This window comes from Enterococcus alishanensis (assembly GCF_019218635.1).
Classification (GTDB): domain Bacteria; phylum Bacillota; class Bacilli; order Lactobacillales; family Enterococcaceae; genus Enterococcus_A; species Enterococcus_A alishanensis.
Map to the genome: position 1 here is coordinate 231,746 of NZ_JAHUZB010000001.1, position 18,144 is coordinate 249,889.

An 18,144-nucleotide genomic window follows, 5' to 3' on the forward strand; every position below is an offset into this window, starting at 1 on the left:
AATAGTACATAGTAACTATGAATTAAAGATGAAGTTTGTTCAACTTGAGTTAACAAAGGCGTGCTATCTTTGGCAAACTTCAAAAGAAAAGGGATGAAGGCATGTTAGAACTAAAGGATATCAAAAAATATTACCATGTGGGAGATACGACGACAAAAGCGTTAGACGGCGTCTCAGTATCTTTTCGACGGCAAGAATTTGTTGCCATTTTAGGAGCTTCAGGTTCAGGAAAAACGACGATGTTGAATGTTATCGGTGGTTTAGATAATTATGATTCAGGGGACATGATTATCGATGGGAAATCCACCAAAACTTTCAAAGAAAGTGACTGGGATGCTTATCGTAATAATTCAATTGGCTTTGTTTTCCAAAGCTATAATTTAATTAGTCATTTAGGAATTATTGATAATGTTGAATTAGGAATGACGCTAAGTGGTGTCGCGAAAGAAGAAAAACGCCAAAAAGCCGAAGAAGCTTTGACTAGAGTTGGTTTGGCTGACCATATGCATAAGAAACCAAACCAGCTTTCCGGTGGACAAATGCAACGGGTAGCAATTGCACGGGCTTTAGCCAATGATCCCGATATTTTATTATGTGATGAGCCAACTGGCGCGTTAGATACAGAAACCAGCGTCCAAATTATGAATTTAATTCAAGAATTATCGCAAGAAAAATTAGTTATTATGGTTACTCATAATCCTAATTTAGCTAATCAATATGCAGATCGCATCATTGAATTTTCCGATGGTCGGATTTTAAATGATTCTCATCCCCATAAAGAAAGTGAAAAAAGCGATCAGTTTATTTTGAAAAGAACCAAGATGCGTTTTGTGACGGCGTTGAAATTATCCTTCAATAATTTAAAAACGAAAAAAGGTCGGACCTTTCTGACGGCGTTTGCTTCAAGTATTGGGATTATTAGTATCGGGATTGTATTATCTTTGTCCAGTGGTTTTCAGGCACAAATTGATCGGACCCAAACAGAAACCATGGCAAAATTCCCTATCACTATCTCTCAAGTTGCTACTGATGCTACTGCTAACAGTGACCGAGCATTAGGAAGTGAAAAGGGGACATTCCCGAAAAGCCAGACTGTTACTGCCAAAATTAGTGACCAAGATCGTGCTCAACATACCAATAAAATTGATCAAAACTATATCGATTACATTGAGAATATTGATCCTAAATTAAGTAATAATATTGGTTATACTCGCTTAGTCGGAATGAATTTATTAGGAAATGTCGGTGGCGAAGTAAAACCCGTCACTTTTTCGGCAGCAGCTAGCAGTGAAGACAGTGGGGCAGCTATGAGTAGTGCTGTTTCAAGTATGACTGGAGTAGGTGTTTCAACTTTTCCAACGCAATTAGACAACAAATCAGGTGAGAATTTTTTACAAGATAACTATCGATTGCTAGATGGTAGTTATCCTAAAAATGCTACTGATGTGGTATTAATTGTTGATGCTAATAATAATACCAACATCAACTCATTGAAGAATTTAGGATTTGATGTAAAAGATGGCGAAAAAATTGACTTTAGTCAAATTGTTGGCACGAGCTTCAAGTTAATCCATAATAATGATTACTATACGGAATTGCCAACTGGAAACTTTATTCCAAACAATGATTATCAAGCAATGTATGACAATGCAAATGATGATACTTTGACTATTAGTGGTATTTTACGTGTCAAATCGGATTCTACGATGAATTTATTGGCACCAGGAATTGCTTATAGTGATCAATTAACATCGCAAATTGTGGAAGAAAATCAAAATTCAGCCATTGTTGAAGCGCAAAAAAATAGTGATACAAGTGTGATGACGAATCAAGCCTTAACTAGTGAACAAAAAGATGCTGTTTTAGCACAATTAGGCGGCAGCAGTATTCCATCTAGTATCATGATTTATCCTAATAACTTTAAGAACAAAGAAGAAATTTTGACATACCTAGATAACTATAATGACGGTAAGAAAAAAGCAGATAAAATTCTTTATACTGATTTGGCCGGAACCATGACTGAATTAACCGGTGGTTTAATGGATGCAATTACTTATGTGCTAGTGGCGTTCGCCGGTATTTCTTTAGTAACCAGCATGATTATGATTGGAATCATCACGTATACTTCAGTGATTGAACGGACGAAGGAAATCGGAGTCTTAAAAGCATTAGGCGCTCGTAAAAAAGATATTACTCGCGTTTTCGACGCGGAAACTTGTATTTTAGGTGTTGGTTCAGGAATATTAGGAGTGTTAATTGCTTGGGGTGCAACCTTCCCAATAAACATTTTACTTTATAATTTAACTGATTTGAAAGATGTAGCCCAGTTAAATCCTGTTCATGCCATCATTTTAATTGTGGTATCGACTGTTTTAACTATGTTAGGTGGCCATATTCCAGCCAAAATGGCAGCTAAAAAAGATGCAGCGATAGCATTGCGAGCAGAATAATTATTTTCAAGTAGCAGATTAGGTTCTTTAGAGAATTTAGTCTGCTTTTTTTATTGTAAATTTTGATGTATTTGTTTATAGAATAATAGCTTTAAAAGGAGGAGTGTTATTTTTTTTATAAAGATATCAATAAAAAAATGAAACAATCTGATATAAATTTTTATATAGTTATTTTATTTTATTTTTGATAAAATTATCAATCCCTTTATTTTGTTGACAAAAAGCTTTTTATTACTAATAATGATAGTTATATAGCTCGCGTTTTTTATAATAGTTAGTTATATTAATTGTTTTTTCAAGCTGTTGAAAAGAGAAAAGGAATGAGAAAATGTTAGAGTTACACACGATAAAAAAATATTATCACTTAGGCGAAATGACTACAAAAGCATTAGATGGGATTTCAGTATCTTTTCGGAGGCAAGAATTTGTTGCCATTTTAGGGCCTTCAGGTTCGGGAAAAACCACGATGTTAAACGTAATTGGCGGGTTGGATAACTATGATTCTGGCGATATGATTATCGACGGGAAATCCACCAAAACATTTAAAGAAAATGATTGGGATGCTTTTCGTAATAATTCGATTGGTTTTGTTTTCCAAAGCTATAATTTAATTAATCATCTAGGGATTATTGACAATGTTGAATTAGGCATGACTTTAAGTGGTGTTGCGAAAGAAGAAAAACGTCAAAAGGCCGAAGAGGCTCTAAGACGCGTAGGTCTAGCAGATCATATGCATAAGAAACCGAATCAACTTTCTGGTGGACAAATGCAACGGGTAGCGATCGCACGGGCTTTAGCCAATGACCCGGATATTTTGCTATGTGATGAACCAACTGGCGCATTAGATACAGAAACCAGCGTTCAAATTATGAACTTGATTCAAGAATTATCACTAGAAAAATTAGTCATCATGGTGACCCATAATCCTAATTTAGCCCATCAATATGCAGACCGTATCATTGAATTTTCAGACGGACAAATTTTAAACGATTCTCATCCTCATAAAAAAGTTGAAGAGGGTCATCAGTTTGTTTTAAAGAGAACTAAAATGCGTTTTACAACAGCATTGAAGCTTTCTTTTCATAATTTAAAAACGAAGAAAGGTCGCACATTTCTGACAGCTTTTGCTTCTAGTATCGGGATAATAAGCATTGGGATTGTATTATCGCTTGCCAGTGGTTTTCAGGTGCAAATTAATCGCACCCAAACAGAAACTTTGGCGAAATTCCCAATCACAATTTCAAAAACGGTGACTGATCAAAGTGACAATAGTCAACAAGCACTGGGGAGTGAAAAAGGAGACTTTTCAAAACGCAAGCAAATTACTGCAAAAATCAGTGAACAAGATCGGGTGCAACATACAAACAAAATTGATCAGAACTATCTTGATTACATCAAAAATATCGATCCAAAACTAAGTAATAATATTGGGTACACTAGAATGGTAGAAATGAATTTATTAGGCAATCTAAAGGATTCTGTGGAACCAGTTAGTTTTTCAACAACTATTAACGATGAACAAAATACTAATAGTATGGATTTAGATGGTTTTATTTCTAATATGACTGGTGTCGGCGTGTCTACTTTTCCAACTCAATTAACTAAAAATACTGGAGATAATTTTTTAAAAGATAATTACCAATTATTAAGTGGAAATTATCCGAAAGCGACGACGGATGTTGTTTTAATAGTCGATGCGAATAACAATACGAATCTGAATTCATTGAAAAATATAGGTTTTGAAATTGTTGAAGATCAAGCACTAGATTTCAATCAAATTGTAGGAACAACTTTTAAACTCATTCATAATAATGACTACTATACGCAAACCGCAGCAGGTAATTTTGTTCCTAATAATGATTATCAAGCGTTATATGATAACCCGAACAATCGTACGGTGACAATTTCAGGTATTTTAAGAGTTAAACCAAATGCCGTGATGAATTTATTAGCACCGGGGATTGCATATAGTAACGAATTAACTACAGAAATTGTAAATGAAAATCAGCATTCGGCTATCGTTGATGCACAAAAAAATAGTGAGAGTAGTGTCATTAGTAACCAACCTTTAACGGATGAGCAAAAAGAGACGACGATAACACAACTAGGTGGAGATAGTTTACCAGCAAATATAATGGTTTATCCTAACAATTATCAAGACAAAGAAGAAATTTTAAATTACTTAGATGCTTATAACACTGGTAAATCGAAAGAAGAGAGAATTCTTTATACTGATTTGGCGGGTACGATGACAGAATTAACAGGTGGCTTAATGAAAGCAATCACTTATGTGTTAATCGCTTTTGCTGGTATTTCTTTGGTTACTAGTATGATTATGATTGGAATTATAACCTATACGTCGGTAATTGAACGAACGAAAGAAATCGGAGTTTTGAAAGCTTTGGGGGCTCGTAAAAAAGATATTACCCGTGTTTTTGACGCAGAAACTTGTATATTAGGTCTTAGTTCTGGTATTTTAGGGGTTTTATTTGCTTGGGGGGCAACTGTGCCGGTAAATATTTTACTCTATAATTTAACTGATTTGAAAGATGTAGCCCAATTAAATCCAATTCATGCCGTCATTTTAATTGTGGTATCGACTATTTTAACTATGTTAGGCGGTCACATTCCAGCTAGACTGGCTGCAAAAAAAGATGCGGCGATTGCGTTGCGAGCAGAATGAAGAAAAAAGGAAATCCAAGTCGGATTTCCTTTTTTTAATCATCTTGTTCGGTGGTTAAAACATCACCAGATTGTGCATTAATTTTTACTTCATTTTCCATCTGGCCTTCTTTAAGTTTGACTTCCCAAAAAACAACGCCATCGTCTTTATCTAATTTAATTTCATCAACAGTTCCACTTACGGCATTACTGGCAATGCTAGCTGCTTCGTCAGCGGTAATGATATTTGAAACATCAATAGCATCTTGTTGACGATCTAAATCATTTTGTTCATCCCGATCAACCTGCTCTGTTTGTTGTGAGATAATTTCTTTTGAAGTTGCATCAAAACGAATTTCAAATTCTTCAGTATTATTTCGACCAGATACTTGATAAATCGGTTTGCCCAGACTCATTTCTAATTCGATTTGAGTAATGTCACTGTCAGGATAATTTTCATTATACAGGTCAATCGCTTCTTGTGTTGTCATAGGTAAATTTGACAGTGGGGTATTTCCTTGACTATCAGTGCTACTAGTATTATCGCCAGAGCTAGCAACTGTACTACTTGACGGGCTGGCTGGTGTCGCATTGTCGTTATTATTTTGATTCGAACAAGCAACGAAAAATAAACTGCTTAAAGCAATCAAAAATACGGGTGTTTTTTTCATAAAATCCCTCCTTTGTCATATTTTAACAAATTAACCACTATTTAACATGAAAATAAATCGTTTTTATCATTTAGTCTTTTCACTAGCAGAAAAATAAGAATAAAGGTATAGTTAACTTAAATAGTAAAAGGGGGCAAAAATATTGGAAACATATCAATTACGAGATGGTTTAATTATTCCAAAAGTTGGCTTTGGCACTTACAAGTTAAATGGTTTAGGTGGGGTCAACACAATGGTGCAAGCTTTAAGTAATGGCTATCGTTTATTAGACTCTGCTTTTAATTATGAAAATGAAGGTGCAGTCGGTGAAGCAATTCGTCGTTCAGAAGTACCCCGCAGCGAAATTATTGTCACTTCAAAATTACCAGGGCGTCATCAAACCCATGATGCGGCTATTCAGACCATTCAAGAATCACTTTTGCGGGCTGGATTAGATTACTATGATTTATACTTAATTCATTGGCCAAATCCACTGGAAGATCATTATGTGGAAGCTTGGCAAGCTTTGATTGAAGCACAAAAATTTGGTTTGATTCGCTCGATTGGTGTTTGTAACTTTTTACCAGAGCATCTAGATCGTTTAGAAAAAGAAACTGGTGTGTTACCTGTAATTAACCAAGTGGAATTACATCCCCATTTTAATCAGGCCGAACAACGGGCTTATAATCAGTCTAAAGGTATATTAACGCAAGACTGGAGTCCTTTAGGAAGGGCTAGTGAAATTTTAAATAATCCGATTATTAGCGAGATTGCAGAAAAATATGCTAAAAATGTTGGTCAAGTTATTTTACGCTGGGAAGTACAATTAGGTACAGCACCAATTCCTAAAGCATCGTCAAAAGTTCGTCAGTTAGGAAATATTGATATTTTTGATTTTGCATTGACTGAAGCAGAAATGGAAAAAATTAATCAATTAAGTAAGCCAGACGGGCGCTTAAAGAATCAAGATCCAAGTACCTATCAAGAATTTTAAAAGAAAAAGATGCGTCCAAAATGAATCGACCTCCAAAAATTAGATCAGGAATCTACTTTTTAGAGGTCGTTACAATATGGGCGTATCTTTTTTAAGTAAAAATAAGATTAAGCATTGAAATTAAGAAAAATAGTAAAACAATGACAGCACAGACTATCAAATGTCGGCGTTTGTTCATTAAAATAATCGCAGCAAATTCTCGTAAAAAAGCATTTGGTAAATAGTATTTTGCCGTTTTGGCTCCAATACCATCAGCTTTTAGACCAACTTGATCAGCAAACATCGCACCTCTAAAAATATGAAAATTATTTGAAGTAAAAATCACTTGGTAACCAGCAGGAGTTAGACGATCCATTAATTTTTTACTAAATAGCATATTTTCGTACGTATTAGTGGAGGTCGCTTCCAATAAAATATCCTCTGATGGTATACCTTGCTCTACTGCATAGTTTTTCATTGCTTCGGCTTCTGAGATTTTTTCATCACTGCCTTTCCCACCTGACATTAGTAAAATGGGCGTGCGTTTTGCTTTTGCAAATTGTTGATGGTAAAAAGCAATGCCCCGATTGATACGACTCGCCAAAATAGGAGAAACTTTTTCACCATCAATTAGGCCGGCACCCAAAACAATCAGATAATCTTGATTGAATTTTGGCTGATTTAATTGATAGATAAGTGAAATAAGCAAAAAGTTCCAGAAAATTAAAAAGAAATAGACCAGAATTGTGCTGGGAATTGATAACAGAATTAAGGCCCACTGGGGTAAAATTTCTGGTCCGATTTGCTGAATAACCAACCAAGCAATTAAAGCAACGGCTAAAATTAAAGTCAGTAAATTAGCAATTGAATGAGATTCTTTTTTTAAAACAATGTAGCTATTGCCAATCAGAAAAATAATTAGTGCATAAAGACCAAAAAGTAGAACGAATAAAAATATAATTCCTAAGATTCCTAACAGACCAATCGTAATATAAGATTGGCCTAAAAAGCTGATGGCGACTAGATAAGTGGCAAAAACCACTAAAAATAAAGTGAACAACCAGCCGTTTCGCAAGCGAGGTTTATCTCGCTGATAAAAATAATAAAACAAACCAAAAAACAAAGCTGGGATAATCAAATAAAAACTGTGATTTAAGATTTCTATTAAGACTAAATACAATAAGAAATAAGCACCGCTAAAAAGCCATAAAGATTTTCTGCTTTTGTCTTTTTTTCTCAGCCAAATAAAATAACCAATTAATAAGATCAGATAAATACTGCCAATCGTAATTTCACCAATAACTCCCATAACATCACCTCAAATTTAGTATAACAAAAACTAGCGAAACTGTGAAAGCCGGACAATCGATTGGCTTTTTAAAAATAGAATGGGTAGAATATTTGTGAGGAGGGATGATCGTGACAAAAATAAAAGGAGTAGACAAAGTAGTCTTACCAGAAATAACCGTACTAGGTAAAGAAGGTATTGGTTTAAGCAGCGCAGCAACTTCTTGGGTAGCACCTCTGTGGGATGAAATGAATCAGCATTTTGACGAAGTTATTCCATTTATAGATGCTACAGAAATTGAAAACTTACATTTATGGGGTTTAATGAGTGACCAACAAAATTGGTTGGCGCCTTGGGGAGAAACTGGTCGTTATTTGGCCGGCGTACAAGTGAAGCCAGGGACAATTGCACCAGAAGGTTGGAGTGTTTGGGTATTGCCCGCACAAACATATTTAACCCTAAAGACCGATGGAGAAAAAATTGATCGAGCAACAGAAATTATGCTGGAGCAAGTGCTACCTTTAGAAAAAGTAACTTTAGCAGGAGCAGTTCAAGAACATTATTTACCAAATTTTGCAGAAGGCGAAGTGGCCTTGTATTTTCCAGTTCAATAAAAAAAGACTTTAGATACCAGAAGAAACATTCTGAGGTCTAAAGTCTTTTTGCTATTTGAAAAAAGCCAGAATCTTGTTCCAAGTTAAAATAAAAATGTTCTCTTTGGCAACTGCTTGAGTAGTTAGAATATCAGCAGTTGGCGTTTCTGGTTCAACTAAATAACCTAAAGTATCTTGGGCCAAACTAATTTCAGCTGTCCCGATTGTTTCATCTTTACTAACTGGTGCAGTTAAAGATTGGTTTGTTAGTTTTTCATTATCGTAATTCATATTAATTGTTAAATCATTGATATCCATATCATTGCGTACCCAAAGTTGGACTTGACCGCTCAATGTTAAATTAACTTCTTTAGCTTTGCCGTCAATCACATTAAGGGAATTTTCTGGTAAACTCATTTGGCTCGTATCAATTGTTTCAATCCGCCAATTATCAAGAGCATAGTTCATTAATTTAGCTGTTTCAACAAAACGAGCAGAGGAATCATTTTCTTCATTGGTGGCATTTAAGATGACCGTAATCACACGACGACCATCACGAGTAATGGTGCCAGCAAAACAAGCACCCGCCAAATCAGTTGTGCCGGTTTTTAAGCCATCGACACCTTCCATATAATGATCTTGTCCCGGCAACAATTCATTCCAAGTTTCGATTGCAGTAGGAGTAGAAGTGTTGGCACCAAAAGTCATTTCGGTGATGCTAGTAGTTTGTAAAACTTCAGGATAATCAGTCACTAATTTTTGAGCGACGATTGCCACATCTCGTGCAGACATTAAGTTTTCATCATCATCGGCGGTTCCAGGATAACGATTATCGCCAGAAAAAGATACTGGTAAGCCAGAAGCTGTAACAATTTTTGCATCGGTGATGCCCCAAGTCGTTAATCGTTCCCGCATCTGATTGACAAATTGTGGTTCATTGCCGCTAATTAATTCAGCTAAGGCAACGGCGCATGCATTGCCAGATTCTATCAACATCCCATCGAATAAATCCTTTACTGTATACGTATCGGTCGTATTTAATGGCACATTGGAAAGACCAGCTACTGTACTTAAATCAGCAGCGTAGGTTGAGATAGGTACAGGTGTTTCCCAAGTGATTTGATTATTTTTAACTGCTTCTAAAACCAAGTAAGCTGATAAAATTTTTGTAACTGAAGCAATTCCCAAGGGTGTGTCACCATTTTGGTTAAAGAGAATTTTGCCTGATTCAGCATCAATTGCGTAACCTGCATTGGCTTCGACAGAGAAATCATCGGCGTGAGCAGGTGTCGCAAAAATAAATGAAAGCGCTAAAACAATAGGCAGTAAAGCCAATATTTTTTTCTTGATAGACATGCTTGACTCCTTTTTCAAATAAAAATAATAGATTGTTTTGAAAATTAAGTTTGACTTATTATTAAGCAAGGTATCATTTGAATAAGCTTAATAATAAAGAAAGCAAACAGTAATTTTTCATGAATTATCCAAGTCTACCAAAAATTATTCGTGACGACAAGGAAAAATCAGCTTCCTGTTTTATTCTAACGGAAGCTGATTATTAAATATAGCAGATTATCAAATTCTTAAAGCCTTGTTCTAGAAGCCTCGACCGCCACCACCAAAAGTACCGCCGCCGCTTGAATTTGTGGTGCTGCCACCTCCGCCACCAAAACCGCCACTGTTGTTTTTCGGTTTAGGAATAATTCGAGTTGTCACAAAAGAATTCACTAAAGTATCACTTTTTTCAGTTAAATCCAATTGGGCATTTTGCCGATATTGATAACGAAAATTGCCACTCTTTAGCTGGTAACGAAGTCTTACGAAAATAAAAAAGGCAATACCAGCTATTGCGGCCACCACCAAACTGATGATGGCTTCTAGAGGTGTAATTGATTTGTAATAGGTAATTTTTCCAGTTTTTTCATCAATCCGATAACTGCCCCGAGGTACGCCATCAGAAATAAATTTAGCTGATTTTGTTAAAAAGGCATTGCCGGCATTGTAGTAGTCACTGTCTTGCAAATTTGTTTGGACATCATCTAAAATATCGTCTACGCGTTTGTCGGTTAAATAATCAATCATATTACCAGAGGTAGTTAGATAAACTTTTCGTTGATTCATATCAATTAATAAAAGTGCGCCATTATTGTCTTTTCCAACGCGCTGCATCAAATTTTGATTGGCAAATTTTCGCGGTTCTTCTTCATTTGTATCGGTGGTTAAAATAAAGACTCTCCCTTTGATCTGCTGATCCAATTCGTCTGCTTTTTGGCTTAATTCTTGAATTTCTGAATCATTAAATAATCCGGCCTGATCGGTGATCGTATCACCAGCAGCGAAAACTTTCGTAGGAAGTAAAACACAGAAAAATAATAGAAGTAAGAAATATTTTTTCATATGAAATACCCCACAATCATTAAAACGGCTGCCACAATCGCAAAAATTCCAGCAGAAGTTAGTCCTAGTTTTGAATAACTAATCGGTAATATACCACTGGTTTTTCCAGTCTGCCCATTCATGGCATAGTAATAAACTTTACCATTTTTATCGTGATAAGTAACCAACCAAACAGGCAAGAGCATATAGTGATTGTTTTGTTCATCAATTGCAATGCTGCTACTTTTTTTATTAAAGGTGGTGTAACTAGTAATGGTATCACGCATTAGATTATCGGTATATTCATTTAATTCTCGGGAGACATCAGCTGATAAATCTTGCATTTCGATGTCTCTTTTTTCGGCTTGAAAACCTGACAAATATTCGGTTTTAAAATTGACAGCATTATTGATAGGAAAAGGTTGCACTTGATTAACCATTTTTTGCTGGATATTTTTACTCAAAGCATTTTTGACTAAATCATTGATTTTTGCTTTTCCCTTGCGGTAAACATCGTAAATTTTTGTCTCAGTGTATTCCAAATCACCAACAATCCAAACGCGAACCGCGGTTCCTTTACCGTGATATTCTCCCTGTGTTTTTGCATCTACTACCCAGTAAGGAAAATAAACACCGGTCATTTTTTCAATTTGCTGGGTATCATAGAAATCTTTAGGAATAAATTTTTTCTTTTTCACCCAAGCTAAAAAATCAGCTTCAGCTTTCTTGCGATCAATCTTAAAGGGTAAAACCTTATTGGGAAGAAATTCTCCACTTAAGCGCCCTTGCAAAACAACTGGATTATGACAGAAATAGCAATAAGTTGCAGCCGTGGTTGCGTCTGTAACAATTTGGGCACCACAACTAGGGCACAAAAAGAGTTCATTTTCACTCGTTTCTTCAATATTTTTTTCTACGATGCTAGCTTCATCTTCCGCATCAACGGCTTCGATTGTAAAAATACTTAAGCAATAATCACAATGAAATTTTTGATCATCGGGATTAAAAGTTAAAGGTCCGCCACAATTGGGACAATGATGGGTAATTGTATCATTCATAAATTGCCTCCTAATCTAGCGGAATGCCTTTGAATGGTTTGCCGCAATGGGGACAGAATTTGGGTACACCATTAGATAGATCAACGATTTCCCCGCATTCGCTACATTTCATTTCAATTTTATTGACCGTTGCTTGTGGTTTTGGTTCGCCACAATTACTACAAAATTTTCCAGTATTCTCGGTCCCACATTTTGGACAGGTCCAAGAGTCAGCTTTTGCTTGTTCTTGCGCCATTTGTTTTTGGTTATTATCACTGGCTTGACCCATAAAATTACCACCAGCATTCATACCCATTCCAACACCGAAGAATCCTTGTCCGGCGCCGCCAGGATTTTTGCCAGCTTCTTCGATTCCATGAGCTACAGCTCCTTGAACGTAACCTTCACGGATACTTGGATCGCCTAACATCGCTCCTTGATTACGCATATTAATTAATTTAGTTGAATCCTCAGTGTAAGAAATACTCGCTACGGCAACCGAAACAATCTCAATTCCTCGTAAACTTCTCCAAGACTCGTCTAACACATCGGCCATATATTTACTTAGTTCCATGCTTTTTGATGGCACATAAGAAATTCTTTCACCTGCTTGTGACATTTGGTTGATGGCTGTCTGTAAAGCTGTTAAAAATTCTTGCAAATATTGTTCGTTGATATCGTTTAAATCAACTTGTGATAAATTCCGTGGGATACCATTGGCAAAGAACAATAAAGGATCAGTCACTTGAACAGAATACGTACCATGTGCCCGTAAAAATAATTCAGCATTATAAAAGTTATCGAAATAATTTAAAGGCGTTGGCGTACCGAATTTAATGCCTTTAATTTCTTGTAGATTAATATAAAAAACTTGTTGTGATTGTGGTGCCACGCCACCGAATTTAAAACGATCAAAAGTTTCTTTGACAGCGTCTTTTAATTGGCCGTTGAACATAGAAGGGGCTAATTCATTATTGATTGTGTAATAGCCTTCTTCAGCGGTGTAATCAATAATTTTTCCGCCATCCACTAAAAGCATCATCATATTAGGATAGACATGAACAACTGAGCCGTCGGTTAAAACATCGCGGGTGGCTTTTTTATTGGCACCACGTTTGTCATTTTTTCTAACTGCTACACCTTTAGTCATGACCGTCGTTGCGCCCATATTATCTGGTTCGATGATTTCTAGCCATTGATCAGCTAAGCCGCCACCGATTGAACTTGTTGCTGCTTTAATTAGACCCATTAAAATCCCTCCGTAAAAACTTTTTTTTCATTATACCATGGAAAGAATTTTTTTAAGAATCCGTCGCAAGTCTTATTTAAAAGGAGATTAATTTTTTTACGGCTTTAAGGCAACAACTATCTTTTTTGACAATATTTTCGTATAATAATAGATAGTGATTTTTTACAAGGAGGAGTACAAATGGCGTATCAAGCACTGTATCGGGTCTGGCGTTCTCAACGTTTTGATGATTTGGTAGGACAAGAGGCAATTACTAGAACTTTAAAAAATGCAATTGCTCAACACAAAACATCGCACGCCTATTTGTTTACGGGACCGAGAGGAACTGGTAAAACAAGTGCGGCGAAAATTTTCGCTAAAGCAATTAACTGTCCTAACAGTGTTGATGGTGAACCTTGTAATCATTGTGAGATGTGCCAAGCTATTACTGAAGGCCGTCAAGAAGATGTGATTGAAATCGATGCAGCTAGTAATAATGGTGTCGAAGAGATTCGTTTTATTCGTGATCGGGCCAATTATGCGCCCACCACGGCTGCTTATAAAGTTTATATTATTGATGAAGTGCATATGCTTTCAACCGGTGCCTTCAATGCTTTGTTAAAAACGCTAGAAGAACCGAAAGAACATGTCATTTTTATTTTAGCCACGACAGAACCCCACAAGATTCCGGCGACAATTATTTCTCGTACGCAACGATTTGATTTTAAACGAATCGATACCCAAGTCATCATTAAGCGCTTGGCTTTTATTTTAGATGAAAGTCAAATTTCTTATGAAGAAGCCGCTTTGCCAGTCATAGCTAGAGCTGCAGAAGGCGGAATGCGGGATGCTTTAAGTATTTTGGATCAGGCTATTTCCTTTAGTAATGAAACCATTACATTATCAGATGCCTTGGCGGTAACGGGAAGTTTAACCACCGAAATGATGGATGAATATATTGGAGCTTGTTTAGCGGAAGATGTATCTGGAGCGTTGTCGGCTTTAGAAAATATTTTGGCAGAAGGTAAAGAAGCCCGTCGCTTAACCGAAGATTTATTACTTTATTGCCGGGATTTATTAATGTATCAACAGGCACCTGAACTATTAGACGAAACTAAACAATTAACCGATGCCTTTAAGAATTTAGCTGAGAACACGGTATCTGTCCGACTTTATCAAATGATAAAAATCCTCAGTGAAACACAAAATGAAATTCGTTTTACCAATCATGCTAATGTCTACTTAGAAGTGGCGACTGTAAAACTAGCAACTGCTGAGAAGAATCAATCAGCATATATTGAAAGCGAAAAAGAGAGTGGGCCGTCAGTAAGTAGTCAAGAACTAACGGCATTAAAAACAGAAGTACAGCAATTAAAAAATGAGTTACAACAGTTAAGGAATCAAGGAATAGCTCAGGCTGCACCAACAGAAGAAAAAACTGTCAATAAAAAAGTGAGCAGTAATTATCGCTTACCAACTGAAAAAGTTTATCAAGTCTTAAGTGAAGCCACTAAGAATGACTTACAACAAGTCAGAGGGGTGTGGGAAGATCTATTGATGGCTCTGCCAGTTACTCAAAGAGCAATTTTAAAAGCTAGTGAAATTCAGGCGGCGGGACCCAATTTAGTCTTGTTGGTTTTTGATTATGAAATTTTATGTCAGCGGGCAGAAGCAGATAGTGACCTTCAGTTGAATTTACAAAATAGCTTAAGTATGATGGTGAAAGATTACACACCGGATTTTGTGTATATTCCAAAGGAAAATTGGCCGCGATTGCGCCAAGCTTATTTAAGTCAGCATCAAGATGAACCGCAGGAAAACACTGACGAAATGCCTGAAGAAATTTCTTTACCAGTGGAAGAAGAAAATGCGGTTGTAGAGCAAGCCAAAAGTTTATTTGGTAATTTAGTAACGATTAAAGAAGATTAAGGAGTAGATAATATGCGCGGAATGGGAAACATGCAAGGTATGATGAAACAAATGCAAAAGATGCAAAAAGATATGACAAAAGCTCAAGATGAGTTGAATGCGTCAATTTTTACTGGTTCTTCAACTAATGATTTAGTAAAGGTGACCTTCACTGGTGATAAAAAGATGCAAGGCATTGAAATTAATCCTGAACTAATTGATCCAGAAGATCCAGAAATGTTGCAAGACATGCTAGTTTTAGCAGTCAATGATGCCATGAGTAAAATTAACCAAGTAACTGAAAGTACAATGGGTAAATATACTAAGGGATTACCAGGATTTTAAAGTAAATGCTGGTAGTTGTTAATTTGATACCAAAGGAGAAATGAATGCAATATCCTGAACCAATTGCTAAATTAATTGAAAGTTATATGAAGTTGCCGGGGATCGGGCAAAAAACGGCGACTCGTTTAGCTTTTTTTACGATTGATATGAAAGATGAAAGTGTAAATGAGTTTGCGCGTTCGCTGATTTCAGTAAAGCGAGATTTACATTTTTGTAGTATTTGCGGCAATATCACGGAAGATGATCCTTGTGAAATTTGCAGTGATACGACACGAGATCGCAGTACAATTTTAGTAGTAGAAGAACCAAAAGATGTGATGGCTTTAGAAAAAGTCAGAGATTATCATGGATTGTATCATGTTTTACATGGCGTATTGTCACCAATGGAAGGTACTGGACCAGAAGATATCAATATCGCTCCGTTGATTAAACGGCTACATGATGATGAAGTGAAAGAAGTAATAATTGCGACTAACGCAACAACTGAAGGCGAAGCAACAGCGATGTATCTTTCTCGCTTAATAAAGCCAGCTGGAATTAAGGTTACTCGCTTAGCCCATGGTTTATCAGTTGGTAGTGATATTGAATATGCAGATGAAATTACTTTATTAAAAGCAGTTGAAGGGCGTCGTGAACTGTAAATTTTCATTTCATAGCGTTTTTGTGTAGAATTGAAAGTATATTAAGTGGAGGATAAGATATTGAAAGGTTTATTTATTACAATCGAAGGTCCAGATGGTGCTGGCAAAACAAGTGTTGTAGAATATTTGTATCCGCGTTTGCGTCAGATCGCTGCAACAGATATCATGAAAACAAGAGAACCTGGTGGGATTCCCATCGCTGAAAAAATTCGACAAGTTATTTTAGATCCGCAAAATGATCGAATGGATGATCGGACAGAAGCGTTGCTTTATGCAGCTGCTAGACGTCAGCATTTAGTTGAAAAAGTTTGGCCGGCATTAGAAAGTGGTAAAATTGTTTTATGTGATCGTTTTGTTGATAGCTCGTTGGCTTATCAAGGGGCAGGGCGTCGTATTGGCGTTGAACCAGTGGCAGACATTAACCAATTTGCAACTGAAGGAACTATTCCAGATGTGACTTTGTATTTGGATGTTGATTCTGATACCGGTTTGCAAAGAATTATGGCGTCACGCCGCAATCAAATTGACCGCCTAGATTCTGAAGGACTACAATTCCATCAGCGAGTTCGTCATGAGTACCTGAAACTCTATGAGGCAAATCCTGAACGAATCATCAAAATTGATGCCAAACAACGACTGGAAGATGTAGTAGAAGACTGTTTTGAAGTCTTAGTTTCCCGTTATCCCCAATATTTTCAATAATAGAGAGGAGTTAGATTATGAAATTAATCTTAGCAATTATCCAAGACAAAGATTCTAATCGTTTAGCTAATGAGTTCATTGACGCTAACATTCGTGCAACAAAATTATCATCCACAGGTGGTTTTTTAAAGGCCGGCAATTCTACTTTTATTATTGGGATTGAAGATGAACGTGTAGAAGAAACACTGCAACTGATTCAAGAAACCTCTAAGGCAAGAACGCAATATGTGACAACACCGGTAACTTTGGATATTTCTTTGGACGGACAAGTACCGTATCCAGTAGAAGTTGAAGTTGGTGGCGCAACTGTTTTTGTATTACCAGTCGAAAGCTTCTTCCAATATTAAGATGAACGAAAAAGATACATTAAGAAATTTGCAACCGATTGTGTTTAGACAATTACAAAACAGTTTTGAGCATGGGCGTTTGGCCCATGCTTACCTTTTTGAAGGGGATAGCGGTACCGGTAAAGAAATGATGGCCCTGTGGTTTATCAAACATTTGTTTTGTCTAGATTTAAAGGATAATCAACCTTGTGAAAAATGTAATAATTGCTTGCGAATCAGTCAAAAGGAACACCCAGATGTGATTGAGGTGCTACCAGAAGGGCAACTAATCAAAGTTGACCAGATTCGTGAATTGCAAAAAGAACTAGCTAAAAGTGGTTTCGAATCAAATAAAAAGGTTGTCTTGATTCATCAAGCAGAAAAGATGAACGTTAATTCAGCCAATAGTTTATTGAAATTTTTAGAGGAACCACCAAAAGATTTTATGATCATTTTAATGACTAGTGCATTAGGAAAGATCTTACCGACGATCCAATCTCGTAGTCAGATTATTCATTTTCAAGGTTTAGCCAAAAAACATTTAATCCAGCAACTACAAACACAAGAAAATTTTTCTGTTGAAAGTGCTAGTTTGTTAGTGGATTTGACGAATAGTTATCAAAAAGCAGTTGAATTATCAAATGATGAATGGTTTAATGAGGCTAAAGAGACGGTTATGCAATGGTTCCGATATCTTGAAAAAGACGATCCTCAAGGCTTTGTTTATGTGCAAAAAAAATTAGTCAAAATTTTTAAAGAAAAAAACCAGCAACGTTTAGCTTTTGAAATGTTAGGTTATTTTTCTAAAAGTCAACGCAATCAAGTGTTGAATGATGATAGAGCGATGACTGAAAAATACAATCGGTTATTAGCTGAAAGTTTGAAAGCCATTCAAAAATTAGAAGCCAACGTCGCTTTTCAAAGTATTGCCGAACAAATAACCCTCCACGTAATATTCAAATAGAA

Annotated in this window: 16 protein-coding genes; 10 read left to right on the forward strand and 6 right to left on the reverse strand. The window is 36.2% G+C overall.

The genetic code is table 11. The annotated features are described in order from the left end of the window. Positions 1-101: 101 nt before the first annotated feature. Together KUA55_RS01165 and KUA55_RS01170 are read left to right on the forward strand one after the other, a co-directional pair. Positions 102-2,450, forward strand: coding sequence for an ABC transporter ATP-binding protein/permease (locus KUA55_RS01165; RefSeq protein WP_218324341.1), 2,349 nt, complete (start codon positions 102-104; stop codon positions 2,448-2,450). A gap of 328 nt (positions 2,451-2,778) precedes the next feature. After that, the gene (locus tag KUA55_RS01170) at positions 2,779-5,133 is read left to right on the forward strand and encodes an ABC transporter ATP-binding protein/permease (RefSeq protein ID WP_218324342.1); all 2,355 of its coding nucleotides are present in this window, start codon (positions 2,779-2,781) and stop codon (positions 5,131-5,133) included. A gap of 34 nt (positions 5,134-5,167) precedes the next feature. Here KUA55_RS01170 and KUA55_RS01175 read toward each other — a convergent pair whose 3' ends face one another. After that, positions 5,168-5,782: a PepSY domain-containing protein gene (locus tag KUA55_RS01175; protein ID WP_218324343.1), complete on the reverse strand. Its 615-nt coding sequence runs from the start codon at positions 5,780-5,782 to the stop codon at positions 5,168-5,170. A gap of 142 nt (positions 5,783-5,924) precedes the next feature. Here KUA55_RS01175 and KUA55_RS01180 point away from each other — a divergent pair, with 142 nt between their 5' ends. Then, on the forward strand, positions 5,925-6,755 hold the full coding sequence (locus KUA55_RS01180; RefSeq protein WP_218324344.1) for an aldo/keto reductase: 831 nt from the start codon (positions 5,925-5,927) through the stop codon (positions 6,753-6,755). Between the two features lie 91 nt (positions 6,756-6,846). On the opposite strand, the gene KUA55_RS01185 is transcribed toward KUA55_RS01180, so the two are convergent. Beyond that, on the reverse strand, positions 6,847-8,043 hold the full coding sequence (locus KUA55_RS01185; protein WP_218324345.1) for a YdcF family protein: 1,197 nt from the start codon (positions 8,041-8,043) through the stop codon (positions 6,847-6,849). 110 nt (positions 8,044-8,153) lie between these two features. Between KUA55_RS01185 and KUA55_RS01190 the strand changes: the two genes are divergently transcribed. After that, entirely contained in the window at positions 8,154-8,636 is a 483-nt protein-coding gene (locus KUA55_RS01190) for a GyrI-like domain-containing protein (RefSeq protein WP_343214698.1), read from the forward strand. Between the two features lie 51 nt (positions 8,637-8,687). Here KUA55_RS01190 and KUA55_RS01195 read toward each other — a convergent pair whose 3' ends face one another. The 4 genes from KUA55_RS01195 to KUA55_RS01210 all read right to left on the reverse strand — a co-directional run bounded on the left by KUA55_RS01195 (position 8,688) and on the right by KUA55_RS01210 (position 13,277). Further along, positions 8,688-9,971, reverse strand: a complete 1,284-nt coding sequence (locus KUA55_RS01195) for a serine hydrolase (RefSeq protein ID WP_218324347.1) — start codon at positions 9,969-9,971, stop codon at positions 8,688-8,690. 240 nt (positions 9,972-10,211) lie between these two features. Further along, positions 10,212-11,012: a TPM domain-containing protein gene (locus KUA55_RS01200; protein ID WP_218324348.1), complete on the reverse strand. Its 801-nt coding sequence runs from the start codon at positions 11,010-11,012 to the stop codon at positions 10,212-10,214. Beyond that, the gene (locus KUA55_RS01205) at positions 11,009-12,049 is read right to left on the reverse strand and encodes a TFIIB-type zinc ribbon-containing protein (RefSeq protein ID WP_218324349.1); all 1,041 of its coding nucleotides are present in this window, start codon (positions 12,047-12,049) and stop codon (positions 11,009-11,011) included. Before KUA55_RS01205 ends, KUA55_RS01200 begins: the two co-directional genes overlap by 4 nt. A gap of 10 nt (positions 12,050-12,059) precedes the next feature. Then, a complete protein-coding gene (locus KUA55_RS01210) occupies positions 12,060-13,277 on the reverse strand; it encodes an SPFH domain-containing protein (RefSeq protein ID WP_218324350.1) in 1,218 nt (405 codons plus the stop codon). A gap of 180 nt (positions 13,278-13,457) precedes the next feature. Here KUA55_RS01210 and dnaX point away from each other — a divergent pair, with 180 nt between their 5' ends. The 6 genes from dnaX to holB are packed head-to-tail and all read left to right on the forward strand — an operon-like array spanning position 13,458 to position 18,142. Beyond that, positions 13,458-15,185 carry a DNA polymerase III subunit gamma/tau gene (gene dnaX, locus KUA55_RS01215; RefSeq protein WP_218324351.1) on the forward strand — a complete coding sequence of 576 codons (1,728 nt, stop codon included), beginning with the start codon at positions 13,458-13,460 and terminating at the stop codon, positions 15,183-15,185. 12 nt (positions 15,186-15,197) lie between these two features. Continuing rightward, positions 15,198-15,509, forward strand: coding sequence for a YbaB/EbfC family nucleoid-associated protein (locus tag KUA55_RS01220; RefSeq protein ID WP_218324352.1), 312 nt, complete (start codon positions 15,198-15,200; stop codon positions 15,507-15,509). A gap of 44 nt (positions 15,510-15,553) precedes the next feature. After that, positions 15,554-16,150, forward strand: a complete 597-nt coding sequence (gene recR, locus KUA55_RS01225) for a recombination mediator RecR (protein ID WP_218324353.1) — start codon at positions 15,554-15,556, stop codon at positions 16,148-16,150. A 60-nt stretch (positions 16,151-16,210) separates the two neighbouring features. Then, entirely contained in the window at positions 16,211-16,852 is a 642-nt protein-coding gene (gene tmk, locus KUA55_RS01230; protein WP_218324354.1) for a dTMP kinase, read from the forward strand. Positions 16,853-16,869: 17 nt separating this feature from the next. Continuing rightward, a complete protein-coding gene (locus KUA55_RS01235) occupies positions 16,870-17,199 on the forward strand; it encodes a cyclic-di-AMP receptor (RefSeq protein WP_218324355.1) in 330 nt (109 codons plus the stop codon). 1 nt (position 17,200) lies between these two features. Continuing rightward, positions 17,201-18,142 carry a DNA polymerase III subunit delta' gene (gene holB / locus KUA55_RS01240; protein WP_218324810.1) on the forward strand — a complete coding sequence of 314 codons (942 nt, stop codon included), beginning with the start codon at positions 17,201-17,203 and terminating at the stop codon, positions 18,140-18,142. Positions 18,143-18,144: the final 2 nt, after the last annotated feature.